Origin of the sequence: Streptomyces sp. NPDC048254 (genome assembly GCF_043201895.1) — a bacterium.
Taxonomy (GTDB): Bacteria; Actinomycetota; Actinomycetes; order Streptomycetales; family Streptomycetaceae; genus Streptomyces.
Genome location: NZ_JBICZJ010000018.1, coordinates 76,097 through 90,879, shown reverse-complemented (window position 1 = coordinate 90,879; position 14,783 = coordinate 76,097). Strand labels below are relative to the sequence as shown.

Annotated in this window: 12 protein-coding genes; 11 read left to right on the top strand and 1 reads right to left on the bottom strand. The window is 74.5% G+C overall.

The window, feature by feature from the left end:
• Positions 1-3 precede the first annotated feature (3 nt).
• The 8 genes from ACGFZQ_RS38630 (at position 4) to solA (ending at position 8,865) form a co-directional block, all read left to right on the top strand.
• Positions 4-693 (top strand): alpha/beta hydrolase, encoded by a 690-nt coding sequence (locus tag ACGFZQ_RS38630; protein WP_393844325.1) that lies wholly within the window; start codon positions 4-6, stop codon positions 691-693.
• The gene (locus ACGFZQ_RS38625) at positions 690-1,778 is read left to right on the top strand and encodes an ABC transporter ATP-binding protein (protein ID WP_393844324.1); all 1,089 of its coding nucleotides are present in this window, start codon (positions 690-692) and stop codon (positions 1,776-1,778) included. The genes ACGFZQ_RS38630 and ACGFZQ_RS38625 overlap by 4 nt, the downstream gene beginning before the upstream one ends.
• Positions 1,775-2,755, top strand: coding sequence for an ABC transporter ATP-binding protein (locus ACGFZQ_RS38620; RefSeq protein WP_393844323.1), 981 nt, complete (start codon positions 1,775-1,777; stop codon positions 2,753-2,755). Before ACGFZQ_RS38625 ends, ACGFZQ_RS38620 begins: the two co-directional genes overlap by 4 nt.
• Positions 2,752-3,516: an amidohydrolase family protein gene (locus ACGFZQ_RS38615; RefSeq protein WP_351743024.1), complete on the top strand. Its 765-nt coding sequence runs from the start codon at positions 2,752-2,754 to the stop codon at positions 3,514-3,516. The genes ACGFZQ_RS38620 and ACGFZQ_RS38615 overlap by 4 nt, the downstream gene beginning before the upstream one ends.
• A complete protein-coding gene (locus ACGFZQ_RS38610; protein ID WP_393844322.1) occupies positions 3,513-3,962 on the top strand; it encodes a cytidine deaminase in 450 nt (149 codons plus the stop codon). Before ACGFZQ_RS38615 ends, ACGFZQ_RS38610 begins: the two co-directional genes overlap by 4 nt.
• A gap of 65 nt (positions 3,963-4,027) precedes the next feature.
• Positions 4,028-4,918 (top strand): creatininase family protein, encoded by an 891-nt coding sequence (locus ACGFZQ_RS38605; RefSeq protein ID WP_393844321.1) that lies wholly within the window; start codon positions 4,028-4,030, stop codon positions 4,916-4,918.
• Between the two features lie 54 nt (positions 4,919-4,972).
• Positions 4,973-6,430, top strand: a complete 1,458-nt coding sequence (locus ACGFZQ_RS38600) for an aldehyde dehydrogenase family protein (RefSeq protein ID WP_393844320.1) — start codon at positions 4,973-4,975, stop codon at positions 6,428-6,430.
• Positions 6,427-8,865 carry an N-methyl-L-tryptophan oxidase gene (gene solA, locus ACGFZQ_RS38595; RefSeq protein WP_393844319.1) on the top strand — a complete coding sequence of 813 codons (2,439 nt, stop codon included), beginning with the start codon at positions 6,427-6,429 and terminating at the stop codon, positions 8,863-8,865. Before ACGFZQ_RS38600 ends, solA begins: the two co-directional genes overlap by 4 nt.
• A gap of 29 nt (positions 8,866-8,894) precedes the next feature.
• Here the strand turns inward: solA and ACGFZQ_RS38590 are convergent, their stop codons facing one another.
• Positions 8,895-9,584, bottom strand: a complete 690-nt coding sequence (locus ACGFZQ_RS38590) for a GntR family transcriptional regulator (protein WP_351743038.1) — start codon at positions 9,582-9,584, stop codon at positions 8,895-8,897.
• A gap of 134 nt (positions 9,585-9,718) precedes the next feature.
• Between ACGFZQ_RS38590 and ACGFZQ_RS38585 the strand changes: the two genes are divergently transcribed.
• Genes ACGFZQ_RS38585 through ACGFZQ_RS38575 form a run of 3 tightly spaced genes read left to right on the top strand, consistent with a single transcriptional unit; the run spans position 9,719 to position 13,940 of the window.
• The gene (locus tag ACGFZQ_RS38585; protein WP_351743041.1) at positions 9,719-10,372 is read left to right on the top strand and encodes a cyclase family protein; all 654 of its coding nucleotides are present in this window, start codon (positions 9,719-9,721) and stop codon (positions 10,370-10,372) included.
• Positions 10,369-11,985 (top strand): gamma-glutamyltransferase, encoded by a 1,617-nt coding sequence (locus ACGFZQ_RS38580; protein ID WP_393844318.1) that lies wholly within the window; start codon positions 10,369-10,371, stop codon positions 11,983-11,985. The genes ACGFZQ_RS38585 and ACGFZQ_RS38580 overlap by 4 nt, the downstream gene beginning before the upstream one ends.
• Complete coding sequence (locus ACGFZQ_RS38575; protein ID WP_393844317.1) at positions 11,982-13,940, top strand: primary-amine oxidase; 1,959 nt, start codon at positions 11,982-11,984, stop codon at positions 13,938-13,940. The genes ACGFZQ_RS38580 and ACGFZQ_RS38575 overlap by 4 nt, the downstream gene beginning before the upstream one ends.
• The last annotated feature ends 843 nt before the right edge of the window (positions 13,941-14,783 follow it).

Genomic DNA, 14,783 nt, shown 5'->3' with positions numbered 1-14,783 from the left:
CCGATGGACATCGTGCTGGTCCACGGTGCCGGCGGACGGCCCACCACCTGGTCGGCGGTCCAGCCGCTGCTCGCCGCCCACGGCCACCGGCTGGTCACGGTCACCAACCCGATGACCTCGCTCGCCGACGACATCGCCGAGACCACCGCCGCGCTCGCGGGCACCAGCGGCCCGGTGCTGCTCGCCGGGCACTCCTACGGCGGCGCGGTGATCACGGACGTGGGACGCGACCCGCGCGTCGCGGGGCTGGTCTACATCGCCGCGTTCGGGCCGGACGAGGGCGAGACCGTCAACGGGATCGTCGAGCGCTACGAACCCGCGGAGATCTCCAAGTACATGCGGCGCGGCCCGAACGGCGAGTGGAAGTCCGAGCCGAGCCCGGAGTTCTGGGCGGAGATCGGCCCGGACCTGTCGGACGAGCAGCGGGCGGTCGTCGAGGCGGAGGGCCGGAAGGCCGACAACCTGATCTTCACCCAGGCGACCGGTGTCCCGGCCTGGCGGTCGCTGCCCAGCTGGTACCTGGTCGCCGACGACGACCGCACCCTGCGCCCGGAGATCCAGAACTTCATGGCCGACCGGATGAAGGCGACCGTCGAGCATGTGCCGGGCAGCCACTACACCACCCTGGTGTGGCCCGAGCGGGTCGCCGAGCTGATCCACCGGGCGGCGCTGGCCGTGGGCGGTGCCGTATGAACGCGCCGGAGGGCGTGCATGACGTCCGCGACCCTTCCGCGCCGGAAGGCGGGCACGACGCGCCCCCTCCGGAGCCGGTGCTCGAAGTGCGCGGCCTGAGTGTCGGGTTCGACGTGCCGGCGGGCCGGCTGCCCGCCGTGGACGGGGTGGACCTGACGCTGCGCAGGGGCGAGATCCTCGCGCTGGTCGGCGAATCCGGGTCGGGCAAGTCGGCGCTGTCGATGAGCCTGGTCGGCCTCAACCGCGGCCCCCGCACCCACATCGGCGGATCGGTGTCCTTCCGGGGCCGAGAGCTGGTGGGGGCGTCGGAGCGGGAGCTGCGCCGGGTGCGCGGCAAGGACGTGACGGTGGTCTTCCAGGACGCGCTGGCCGCGCTCAACCCGCTGCACCGGGCGGGCGCTCAGGTCGCGGAGACGATCCGCGCCCATGGCGACGTCCCGCGCGCCACGGCCGCGCGCCGTGCCGTCGAACTGCTCGGCGAGGTCGGCATCGCGGGCCCGGCGCGGGCCGCCCGCGCCTATCCGCACCAGCTCTCCGGCGGCATGCGCCAGCGCGTGATGATCGCGATGGGGCTGGCCAACGATCCCGCGGTGCTGATCGCGGACGAGCCGACCACCGCGCTGGACGTGACCATCCAGGCCCAGGTGCTGGCACTGCTGAAGCGGGTCCAGCGCGAGCACGGCACGTCCGTGCTGCTGATCACCCACGACCTGGGGGTGGTCGCGGAGGTCGCGGACCGGGTGGCGGTGATGTACGCGGGCCGGATCGTGGAACAGGGCACCCGCGACCAGGTGCTGTTCGACCCGCAACACCCGTACACGATGGGCCTGCTCGGCTCGGTGCCCCCGCTGCACGGTCCGGTGCCCGAACGGCTGCCGGCCATCCCCGGCAGTCCACCCGCCGGTGTCGAGCGGCCGTCCGGCTGCGGCTTCCGGCCGCGCTGCGCGTTCGCCCACGACGGCTGCGACAGCCGCCCCGAGCTGCGGCGGCGCCACGGCGGCCCCGCCCACCTGGACGCCTGTGTGCTGCCCGCGGAGGCCCGGGTACGGGCCCGCGCGGCTCAGGCGGCGGGAGCCGCCGTATGAGCGAGGTCCTGATGAGCGCCCGCGGGCTGCGGGTCGACTACGTCGGCCGGGCCGGCGGCCGGGTGCGGGCGCTGCGGGACGTCGACCTGGACATCGCCGAGGGCGAGACCCTGGGCCTGGTCGGTGAGTCCGGGTGCGGCAAGTCCACGCTCGGGCGGGCCCTGCTACGTGTGGTGGAGCCGTCGGCGGGCCGGATCGACTTCCTCGGCACCGATCTGACCCGGCTGCGCGGGCGGCGCCTGAAGCGGACCCGGGCCGAGCTCCAGATGGTGTTCCAGGACCCGTTCGGTTCGCTGAACCCGCGCCGCGCGGTCGCCGACATCGTCGCCGAGCCGCTGCTGCGCTCCCGGGGCGCGAGCCGCGCCGAGGCGGAACGTACGGTGGCCGAACTCCTCGACCTGGTCGGGCTGGGGGCCGAGGCCGGCGGGCGCAAGCCGCACGAGTTCTCCGGCGGCCAGCGCCAGCGCATCGGTATCGCCCGCGCCCTGGCCTCCTCGCCGCGGTTCGTGGTGGCCGACGAGGCGGTCTCCGCGCTGGACGTGTCCATCCAGGCCCAGGTGCTGAACCTGCTGTCGGACCTGGTGCGCGACCGGGGTCTGACGATGCTGTTCATCTCCCACGACCTCGGTGTGGTGCGGCACATCGCCGACCGGGTCGCCGTGATGTACCTCGGCGAGATCATCGAGACCGCGCCCCGGGACGGCTTCTTCTCCGGCCCGGCCCATCCGTACAGCAGCGCGCTGCTGGCCAGCGTGCCGGAGTTGCGGCCCGGCCCGCCCGTCGAACGGCAGCCCCTGGAGGGCGAGCTGCCGGACCCCGCGGACCCGCCGGAGGGCTGTCTGTTCCGGACCCGCTGTCCGTTCGCCACCGACCTCTGCCGCACCCGGCACCCGGAACTGCGCGAGATAGCGCCGGGCCGCCGCGTGCGCTGCCATCTGCCCCTCGGCCCCGTGCCCGTGAGTGAGGACCCGCATTGATCATCGACGCCTACAACACCACCCAGGACGTGCGCGGCCGTTCCGACTACCTGACCGGCGCGCGCAAGGGCGAGGCGCCGCCGCCCCACAAGCCCTTCGAGCCGCGCCGCATCCTCGACCGGATGGACGCCGCCGGGGTGGACATGGCGATGGTGTGCTCGCTCGCGCAGCGCATCGAGAACGACTTCATCGCCTCGCTGGTGGCCGCGCATCCCGACCGGTTCTTCGGCTTCGGCCAGGTGCTGCCGCAGGCCGACGACGCCATCGAGGAGATCGACCGGATCGCCGACGCCGGCCTGGTGGGGCTGAAGCTGCATCCCAGCCTGCACGGCTACCACGTGGCCGACCACGGGCTCCTCGACCCGGTGTTCGAGGCCTGTGCCAGGCGCGGACTGCTGGTGCTGGTCAACGCGCTGGACGACGCCTTCTGCGCACCGCTCGCCATCGAGGAGATCGCCCGGGACCACCCCGGGGTGCCGACGATCATCGCGCACATGGGCGCGGTGTGGAACGTGCCGGAGGCGATCATCGTGGCCGAACGGCAGCCGCACGTCTATCTGGAGACGTCCGCGACGCTGATGAGCGACGTCAAGCGGGCCTACGCACGGCTCGGCCCGCGGCAGATCCTGATGGGCAGCGAGTGGCCCGGCTCGGACTTCGACCTGGAGCGCATGAAGATCGCCAAGGCGGTCGAGGACGAGAAGGACCGGGCGCTGATCGAAGGCGGCAACATGGCCCGCCTGCTGGGGCTCGGCGCATGACCGCCGCGCCCGTGGCCGTCCCGCCGGAGATGAGCGAGCAGGACGCCGAACTCCTTACCGTGGCCCAGGCGTTGCTGGACCGGGTGTGGCAGGCGGACCGGCACGAGGTGGCCACGGCTCTGCGCACCGCGGACGGCCGGATCCACACCGGCGTCCATGTCGAGGGCTCCTGCCGGCGCAGTTCGATCTGCGCGGAGGGCGTCGCCCTCGGCACCGCGCGCGGCGGGCTCCCGCCCGGTGCGCCGCTGGCGGTGACCTCGGTGGTGTCCGTGCAGATCAAGCCCGCCGGACGGTTCCGGATCATCGCGCCGTGCGGGGTGTGCCGCGAACTCATCAGCGACTACTGCCCGGACGCCGTCGTGTGGATCACCACGGTCGACGGCGACCGTCCCGTCCCGGCCCGCGCCCTGGACCTGCTGCCGGAGAAGAGCCGGCGCCGCTGGTGACCCCGAACCACAGCCCCGCACCCCCGAGGAAACGACACCCCGGTACCCCCGAGGAGAGGAGAGACATGCCGTCCGTCATCACAGGACCGAACGGCCTGAGCGTCCCCACCGGCCTTGACGTGCCCGCACTCGCCGCGCAACTCGGCGGCACCGGCGCGCCGTTGCCGTGGGAGGAGCTGACCTGGCAGGAGGCCGGGACCTCGGTCGCCGGCAGCGACGCGGTCATCGTCCCGGTGGGCGCCACCGAACAGCACGGCCCCCATCTGCCGCTGGCCGTGGACACCAGGATCTGCGAGGCGGTCGCCCTGGGCGTGTCCGCGCTGACGGGCGTACCGGTGCTGCCGCCGCTGGCCTTCGGTGTGTCCGCCTCGCACGGCGGCTTCGCCGGGACGGTGGCGCTGCGCCCCGAGACGCTGATCGCCGTCGTGGAGGACGTGATCGACTCCCTGTACGCCAGCGGTGTACGGCAGTTCGTGCTGCTCAACGGCCACATCTGGAACAACGGCGCGCTCGACGTGTCCGCCGAGAAACTGAGGGTGCGTCACCGGGACGCCCGGGTACGGGCGTTGGGGTACGTGACGATGTACCCGGGGCCCGAGGTCGACGGCCATGTCACGTACGGGCGGGCGCTGATGCACGCCAACTACTTCGAGACCTCGGTGATGCTGCACCTGGCGCCCGAGCTGGTGCGGATGGAGCGGGCCACCTCGCACGTCGACGTCGACTCCTTCTGGGACTACCGCATGGACCAGGTCAGCGAGACCGGCGTGTGGGGCAGGGACGTCACCGAGGCGAACGCGGCCCACGGGCGGGCGGAGTTCGACCGCTGTGTGCTCACCACCGCCCGCGCGGTCTCGGCGGCCGTGCGCGAGCCCTGGCCCAGCGCGGCGCACCGGCCCGGCGGTTCCGCCCCAGCCGTCCCGCCTCAGCCATCCGGCCTGAGCCACCCGGCCTGAGCCGGCCGGCCCGAGACCCGCGCCGCCGTTCCACGAACGACAAGGAGAACCCCCTTGGACCCCAGCATCACCCTGCCCGTGCTGCCCGAGTGCGAGCCCATGCTCATCGGCGGCGCCTGGACCACGGGCGCCTCGGCCCGGCGCATCCCGGTCCTCGACCCGGCCACCCGCGAGCCGCTGACCACGATCGCCCAGGCGGACGCCACGGACGTGGCCGCGGCGGTGGCCGCCGCCTCGGCCGCCCACCGCGACGGCCGCTGGCGCGCGCTGCCGCCCCGGGACCGGCGGGACGTCCTGCTGCGCCTCGCGGACCTGGTGGAGCGGGACGCCGAGGCGCTGGCGGTCCTGGACACCCTGGACAACGGCAAGGCGATCGAGCGGGCCCGCGGTGACGTGGAGCTGGGCCTCCAGGCGATCCGGCACTTCGCGGGCACCCCGGCCCGGCTGACCGGCACGGTGCATCCCGCCGGGCCCGGCCGGCATGTGTACAGCGTGCGGGAGCCGGTGGGCGTGGTGGCCGCCGTACTCCCCTGGAACTTCCCCTTCATGATCGCCGCCTGGAAGCTCGCCCCGGCCCTGGCGGCCGGCTGCACGGTGGTCGTCAAGCCCGCCGAGCAGACCCCGCTGACCGCGTTGCGGCTGGCCGCGCTGTGTCTTGAGGCCGGTGTGCCGGAGGGCGTCGTCAACGTGGTGACGGGCGACGGGCGCACCGGGGCGGAGCTGGTCGCGCATCCCGACGTGGCCAAGGTGTCGTTCACCGGGTCCACCGACGTCGGGCGGCTGATCATGGCCGCGGCGGCGCCGTCCGTGAAGCGGCTCACACTCGAACTGGGCGGCAAGTCCGCCAACATGGTGTTCGCCGACGCCGACCTGGACGCCGCCGTACCGGCCGCCGTACGGGCCGTGTTCGGGCACTCCGGACAGATGTGCACGGCGGGCAGCCGACTGCTCGTGCAGCGCACGGTGATCGAGGAGTTCCTGGACCGGATGCTGCCGGCCGTCGAGGCGCTGCGGATCGGCCCCGGCCTCTCGGGCGGGATCAACATCGGACCGCTCGTCTCCCAGGAGCAGTTCGACCGGGTCACGGGCTACCTGGACCTCGGCCGCGCCGAGGGCGCCAAGGCGGCCACGGGCGGCGAGCCCCTGCCGGGACCCGGCTGGTTCGTGCGGCCCACGGTGTTCACCGACGTCACGCCGGACATGCGGATCGCCCGGGAGGAGATCTTCGGACCGGTGGCCGCGGTGCTGCCGTTCGACACCGAGGAGGAGGCGATCGCGCTCGCCAACGACAGCGAGTACGGGCTCGCGGCGGGCGTGTGGACCACCGACCTCGGCCGCGCGCACCGCGCCGCGGCGGCGCTCCAGGCGGGCACCGTGTGGGTGAACACCTACAACGAGTTCGACCCCGCCGTGGCGTTCGGCGGGAGCAAGCAGTCCGGTCTGGGCAGGGATCTCGGCGACGCGGCGGTCGACGGGTTCACCGAGCCCAAGAGCATCACGATGGCGCTGTGAGCACCCCCGTGACGGCGGTGCCGCCGGCCCCCGCCGGTTTCGACCTGGCCGCCGAGCGGGCCCGCACCCCGGGCTGCGCGACCGGTCACCACTTCAACGCCGCCGGTGCCGCCCTCCTCGCCTCGGACACGGTCGAGGCGGTCATCGCCCAGCTGCGCGCCGAGAGTCTGCACGGCGGCTACGAGGCGGCCAAGCTCGCCGCCGACGACCTGGCGGCCGTCTACACCCGCACCGCCGGTCTGCTCGGTGTCGAGGCGGACGAGATCGCCCTGGTCGAGAGCGCCACCGCCGGCTGGCAGCGGATCGTGTCGGCGCTCCGGCTGCGCCCCGGGGACCGGGTGCTCGCCGCCCGCTCCAGCTATGTGAGCAGCGCCCTGCACCTGCTGGCCGCCGAGCGCGACACGGGCGTACGAGTGGAGGTGCTGCCCAACGGGCCCGACGGCGCGACCGATCTGGAGGCCCTGGAGCGTGCGCTGCGCACCGGTCCCGCCGCGCTGGTGACCGCGGCGCACGTGCCGACCTCGTCGGGGCTGGTCGAACCGGCCGCCGGCATCGGCGCGCTGACCGCCGCGCACGGCGTGCCGTTCCTGCTCGACGCCACCCAGTCACTGGGCCAGCTGCCCGTCGACATGCCCGCCCTCGGCTGCGATCTGCTGATCGGCACCGGCCGCAAGTTCCTGCGCGGTCCGCGCGGCACGGGCCTGCTGGCCGTGCGCCGTCCGCTCCTCGAACGGCTCGCCCCGCAGGCACCGGATGTACGCGGGGCCCGCTGGACGGCCGAGCGCAGCTGGGAACTGGCCCCCGACGCACGGCGGTTCGAACTGTGGGAGGCCGCCCACGCGCTGCGGCTCGGCCTCGGCTCGGCACTCGCCGACCTGCACGCGCTCGGCCCCGCGACCGTCTTCGGCCGGCTGTCCGCCCTCGCCACGCGGCTGCGCGAGCGGCTCGGCGCGGTCCCCGGCGTACGGCTCACCGACCCGCCGGCGGCGGGCGGGGCGATCGTCACCTTCGTGGTGGAGGGGCTCGACGCTAGCGAGGTCCAGCGGCGACTGGCGCTGCGGCGGGTGTACCTGATCGCCGTGCCGGCCGACCACGGCCGCTGGGACCTGGAGCCGCGCGGACTGGCCAAGGTGGTGCGGGCGTCGGTGCACGTGTACACCGACGACGGTGATCTGGACGCCCTGGTGGAGGCGGTCGCGGAGATCGCGGCGGATGCGCAGGGCACGGGTCGTGGGTCGGAGGCCGCGGGCCCTGGTGCCATGGCGGCTACGGCGGCCACGTCCCGGCCCCCGGCACGCCTCCCGCGCACTCGGGCCGCCCGGACGTCCGCGACCGCGCGCCGGGACGCCGTGGTCGTAGGGCTCGGCGTGCACGGCGGCGCGGCGCTGCGGCAGCTCGCCCAGCGGGGGCTGGACGTGCTCGGCATCGAGCGGTTCACGGCGGGGCACGACCGCGGCTCCTCGCACGGCGCCACCCGGATGATCCGCCGGGCCTATCCGCACCCCGACTGGGACAGTCTGGTCGACACCGCCTACCGCGCCTGGGCCGAGCTGGAACAGGCCGCGGGGACCCGGCTGGTGGAGGTCACCGGCGGGCTCTACGCGGCGCCCGGGGAGCGGCCCGATCCGCTGCGCGGTCCCGGCTGCCGTACGGTGGACCGCGCGAAGGCGGCCCGGATCTTCCCGGGGCTGCGGCTGCCCGAGGGGTTCACCGCGGTCCACGACCCGGCCGCCGGGATCATCGACGCCCGTGCGACCCTGCGCGCCCAACTCGCCCTCGCGGAACGGGCCGGAGCCACCATCGCCGACCGCACGCGGGTCACGGGCTGGTGTCCGGAGGGCGACGGGGTCGTCGTCCGGACGGCGGACGGGGAGGTGCGCGCCCGCCGGCTGGTGCTGTGCGCCGGACCGTGGATGCCCAACCTGGTGCCGTCGCTGACCCCGCACCTGACGGTCACCCGGATCGTGAACGCGTACTTCGCCGCGGATCCGGCGGGGCCGCTCGGGCCCGGCGGGCTGGGCAGCTTCTCGGTCGATCTCCCGGAAGGGCTGCTCTACGGCTTTCCGGCCGCCGACGGCCGGGGACTGAAGGCCGGTCTCGACTCGGGTCCCGCGTGGGACCCGGAGGCGGCCGGACCCGCCGCGACCGACGCCGAACTCGCCCTGCTGGCAAGGGCGGTGAAGCGGGTGCTGCCCGGTGCGGGCCCGGTCACGGAGAGCCTGACGTGCCTGTACACGATGACACCGGACCGGCGGTTCCTGGTCGGTGAGGTGCCCGGGGTACCGCAGGCGCTGCTGGCCTCGGCCTGTTCGGGACACGGCTTCAAGTTCGGCCCGGCGATCGGGGCGGCCCTGGCCGACCTGGTGTGCGAACTCCCGCGCCCCGACCTGGACTTCCTCTCCCCCGCGCGGCTGGTTCCCGGCGGTGCCCGGTGACCGCGGTCACCGGGACGGCCGCAGGCGGGTCAGCCGTGGAACACGGTCTGGGACCGTCGCTCGTACCAGGCGGTCAGGTGTTCGCCGGCGCTGATGACGTGCTCGCGCATGGCCTCCTGCGCCCGGTCCTCGTCCCGGTCGGTCAACGCGGCCACGATGGCGTCGTGCTGACGGATGTTCAGCTGACGGTGGCGTTCGTCACCGGTCAGGGCCAGCGAGGACACGTTACGCGGGAAACTCTCGTTGATCCGGTCGATCATCCGGCTCAGCCAGGGGTTGTCCGCCGCCTGGCAGACCACGGTGTGGAAGCAGTCGTTGGCCCGGGTGGTGTCCGGGGTGCCCGCGGCGCCGGCGCCCGCCGCCGCGCGCAGCACGTCGTTGTGGCGGCGCAGCTCGGCGAGCTGGCTGTCGGTGATCCGGGCCGCCGCGCGTCGGGCGGCCAGGGCCTCCAGCTCCGCGCGCACCTCGTAGGCCTGCCGCACCTCCCACGGCGCCGGCACCCGGACCACCGCGCCGCGGTGCGGCTGCATCTCGATCAGCCCGCCGTTCTGCAGCTGGCGCAGCGCCTCGCGCACCGGGGTGCGGCTGACGCCGAACTCGGCCGCCAGCGCCGCCTGGCGCAGCGGTTTCCCGATCGGGAGCTCCCCGTCCATGATCCGCGCGCGGATACGGGCAGCGATGTCGTCGACGAGGGCGCCTTCGTCGGTCTGGGGCGTCATCGGAGTGGGTCTCACCCTTCTCGGGGACTGACGGGGGCCGCGCGGTGGTCGAGCAGTCTGCCACGCCACCGCCATCCACTGTTCATCGACATTGGATCCATTTACAGACTATCCGCATCCAATAGGAGCGTGTCATGCACCTCGATGTGACCAAGGCCATCGACGTCTCCGTGCCGATCCACCCCGGCATGCTGCACTGGGGCAGGCGGCCCGAGATGGAGGTCGTCGAGTCGCGGACGGCGGGCGATCCGTCCAACGTCAGCCGCTGGCGCATCGGCGCCCACACCGGCACGCACATCGACGCCCCGGCCCATTTCATCGACGGCGGCAGGACCGTGGACCGGCTGGATCTGTCGGCCCTCAACGGGACGGCCCGGGTGCTGGACCTCACCCACGTCGAGGAGCAGATCACCGCCGCCGACCTCGACGCGGCGGGGCTCGGCACCGAGGAACGGGTGCTGCTGCGCACCAGCAACTCGGCGGGGGTGCTGCGCAGCCCGTGGAAGGCCCGGGAGTGGGTCGGCCTGGCCCCGGACGGCGCCGAGCGGCTGATCGAGGCGGGGGTCCGCACGGCGGGCATCGACTACCTCAGCATCGAGGCGGTCGCCTACACCACGCACTGGGAGACGCACCAACTGCTGTGCGGTGCCGATGTGTTGATCCTGGAGGTCGTCGACCTGCTGCACGCCCCCGCCGGGGTCTACGACATGCTGTCGCTGCCCCTGCCCCTCCAGGGCGCCGAGGCGGCCCCCTCCCGCACCCTGCTGCTGCCCCGGGACGCCGCGTGAGCCGGACCGGCGAGCCGGCCCTGGCCGCCCCGCACCCCGCGGCGCTCGCCGCGGCCCGGCGGGCGGCCGGGCGCGGCGGCAACGCCGTGGACGCGGCGCTGGCCGCCGCGGCCGCGCTGACCGTCGTCTACCCGCACCAGTGCTCCCTCGGCGGCGATCTGATCGCCCTGGTCCACGCCCCGGACGGCACCGTGCGCGCGCTGCTGTCCGTCGGGGCGGCCGCGGCGGGCACCGACGTCGAGGCGCTGCGCGCGGCGGACTCCCGGATGCCGGCCCAGGGTCCGGAGACCGTCACCGTGCCGGGCGCGGTGGCGGGCTGGGCGGCGCTCGCCGAGACGTACGGCACACCGGGCGCGCTCGCCGCGTCGCTGCGGGACGCCGCCGCGCTCGCCCGGTCGGGGGCGACCGTCTCGGCCGGGCTGGCGCGCGCGGTACGGGACAACGAGGCTCGGATCAAGGCCGATCCGGGCCTGTCCGCGCTGCTGACCGGCCCGGACGGACGCCCGGTGACGGAGGGCGACCCGCTGCCCCAGCCCCGGCTGGCAGCGGTGCTCGACGAACTGGCCGACGACCCCAGGTCGTTCTACCGGGGCGCCATCGCCGAGGCACTCGCCGCCGGCCTGCGCGACCTCGGCAGCACGCTCACCGCGGCCGACCTGGCGGCGCACCGGGCGGAGTTCGCGGAGCCGGTGAGCGTCGAGCCGGTGGACGCCGCCGAGGCCCTGGACGCCGAGCCGGCAGGCGTCCGCTGGTGGGCCGCGCCGCCGCCCAGTCAGGGCGCTGTGCTCCCCGCCCTGCTGTCCGCGGTGGCCGGTGACCCGGGTCGCTCCGCGACGGAGCGCACTCGATTGCTGGCCGCCCGCTGCCAGGACGCCTCGGCCGCCCGGGACCGGCTGCTCGGCGACCCGCGCGGGCAGCGGCTCGACCTCGACGGGCTGCTCGACCCGGCGCCGCTGGCCGGCACGCTGCCGCCGCGGCCGCCGTTCCGGTCGTCCGGTGACACGGTCGCGGTGACGGCCGTGGACTCCTCCGGACTCGCAGTCTCGCTCATCCAGAGCGTCTACCAGACCTTCGGCTCCGGACTCTGCGACCCGGGCACCGGCATCGTGCTGCACAACCGGGGGTCGGCGTTCAGCCTGCTCCCCGGACATCCCGGCCTGCTGCGCCCGGGCGCGCGCCCGCCGCACACGCTGTGTCCGGTGATCGGCCGCTCCCCCGCGCTGCTGCTGGCGGCGGGCTGTCAGGGCGGCCGGGCCCAGCCGCAGATCCTCGCCCAGACCCTGCCCGGGCTGGCGGACCCGGACGCCGACCCGACGGCCGTACTGGCGGACCCGCGCTGGGTGATCGGCGCCCGGGACATCGGCTTCGAGGACCAGACCCTGCTCGCCGAGCCCGGCTCGGTTCCGGCGGCAACGCCCGCCGCGTCACCGGGACTTCCCGTGGTCACCGCCCCGGGTCCGAGCGATCTGGCCGGCCACGTCCAAGTGGCCCGGCTCACCCGTGAGGGCCGTCTGGACGCCGCCTCCGACCCCCGAGCCGACGGCGGCACGGTCCAGCCGGCGACCGACGCCCCCGGCACCACCCGCACCACCCCGGAAGGAACCCCAGCATGAGCACCCTCGCGCCCCGCCCCGCGTCCGCCGCCGCACCCCACCCGCTGGATCCCCTGACCGCCGCCGAACTGGCCGTCGCCGTCAAGGTGCTGAAGGACGACTCCCGGGTCACCGAGGACGCCCGGTTCTGGGGCGTGGCCCTGGACGAGCACCACGCGCGCACCGCCCGGCCCGGCGACGCCCGGCGGGCCCGCGCGGTGGTGATCTGTCCCGCGGCACACGTCGGCTACGAAGTCGACCTGGAACTCGGCGAGAAGCCGCGGTCCATGGCCTGGCGTGAGCTGGACGTGCGCAGTCCCGGCTGTTCGTCGGAGGAGGCCCGGCAGGCCGCCGCCGCGTGCCGGGCGGACCCGCGGTTCCGGGAGGCGCTCGCGCTGCGCGGCATCCACGACGTGTCGCTCGTGATGGTCGACCCGGAGTCGATCGGCGGATTCGAGCCGCCCGAGTACCCGGGCCGCAGACTGACGTGGGGCAGTGTGTGGCACCGCGAGTCGGAGGACGACAACGGCTATGCGCGGCCCGTGCAGGGCGTGGTGCCGATCATCGACATGGAGTCGATGGAGGTGTTGTACATCGAGGACCACGGGGTGGTGCCGCTGTCGGAGGAGTCCGGGGTGTTCGCCGCCGGGACCGTGCCCGAGCGGGCTGGTCTGAAGCCGCTGGAGGTGGTCCAGCCGGAGGGGCCGAGCTTCACCGTGGCCGGGCAGCGGGTGGACTGGCAGGGCTGGTCGGTGCGGGTCGGCTTCAGCCACCGTGAGGGCCTGGTGCTGCACGACCTGAGCTTCGACGCGGGCGGCAGGGGGCCGCGCCAGGTGATCCGCCGGGCCTCGGTCAACGAGATGTACGTGCCGTACTTCGACACCGCCTCCACCCAGTACCGCAAGAACTTCTTCGACTGGGGCGAGTACGGCGCCGGGCCGCTCACCAACTCCCTGGCCCTGGGCTGCGACTGTCTCGGCGTCATCCACTACTTCGACGCGACGGTCCTCGGCGGCGACGGCGTTCCCCGGGTCATCCCCAACGCGGTCTGCATGCACGAGGAGGACGACGGGATCCTCTGGAAGCACCACGACGGACGCACCGGCCGCACGGAGGTGCGCCGCTCCCGCCGCCTGATCATCTCGGCGTTCGCCACGGTCGCCAACTACGACTACGGCTTCTACTGGTCCCTGTACCAGGACGGCTCGGTCATGCTGGAGATCAAGATGACCGGCATCCTCTCCGCGACCGGTGTCACCGAGGACGAGGAGACGCCGTACGCCCGGCGGGTCGCCCCGAACGTGGCGGTCACCAACCACCAGCACTTCTTCGCCGTACGGCTGGACATGGCGGTGGACGGGACTGCGAACCGGCTGGTCGAGGTGACGGCCGAGCACGAGAGCGACCCGGCGCTCGACCCGTACGGGAACGCGGCGCGGACGGTCTTGCGCCCCGTCCTCAGCGAAGCCGAGGGCGGGCGGTCCACGGACGCCTCCCGGGCCCTGCACTGGCGGGTGGAGAGCACCGAGGCGCGCAACCGGATGGGTGAGCCGACCGCGTACCGGGTGCACGTGGAGAACACGGCGGTGCTGCCGGTGCGTCCGGACAGCGTGTGCGCGCGGCGGGCGCCGTTCGTGGCGAAGCAGTTGTGGGCGACGGAGTACGACCCGGCGCGGCGGTTCGTCGCCGGCGAGTACCCCAACCAGGCCGAGCCCGGCGCGGACGGGGTGCACCGCTGGCAGCAGGAGGACCGTTCGCTGGACGGCACGGAGCTGGTGCTGTGGGCGACGGTCGGCTCTCACCACTTCCCGCGTCCCGAGGAGTGGCCGGTGATGCCGGTGGCCCGGGCGAGGCTGCGCCTGGAACCGGACGGCTTCTTCGACCGCAACCCCGCGCTGGACGTCCCGGCACCGGTCTCCTGCCACCCGCCGGCCACCGCGGCGGCCGCGGACGGCGGAAACTGCTGCTCCGGATGACCACCGCCGACGGCCCGCCCACGGCCCCGGCACGCCGTTCACTAGCCGCGCTGGCAGTCCTGGTCGTGACAGGTGGTGCCGTGCTCACCAGCGGTGCCGCCTCGGGAGGCGGCGGCCATGCGGGACACATGGCGGCGGTGGGCACGGAGTACGGCCTGGCGGACCCGACAGCGGCCGTCAGCCTGCTGGGTGCGGTGCTCGCGGTCACCCTGGCGTTGGCCTGGCCCGCGCTCCGGGTCGTCCTGATGCCCGGGGCGCGGCGGCTGACCGGCCGGTGTGTCCTCACCGCCGCGGCGGCCGCGGCCGTGCTGACCCTCCCGCTGTTGCTGGTGCGGGCGCCGAGCGGGGTGGACGCGCATGTGTGGGCGATGGTCCGTTTCGAGGCGCTGGCGGTGCTGGGGCCGGGCCTGTTGGCACACGCCGTCGGCGCGACCGGGCCGCCGTCCTCGCGGGAGCGCGGCGGGGCCCGGCTGGGGACGGCGGTCTGGACGGTGTCGGCGTACGCCTGGCATCTGCCGCCCCTGCACGGGCTCGACGGGCCGGGGATCGAGCTCGCCCGGTCGTTCTCCTGGGTGACAGCGGGCGTGCTGCTCTGCCGTCATCCGGTGGTGCCGCGCGGCCCGTTCCTCGCCGCGCACCTGGCCGTCCTGCCGCTGGCCGCGGTGATGGCGGCCACCGGACGGGGCGCTGCGGGCCTGGTGATGGCGGCAACCGACGCCGCCATGGTGGTGGGCGTGCTCAACGCAGGCCGCCGGAAAGGCTGTTACGGCCGCGTAAATATTGGATCCAATTATTGGCACTCTGGATCCTCCCATCGCTACGGTCTCCGTGACCGGGACAGAA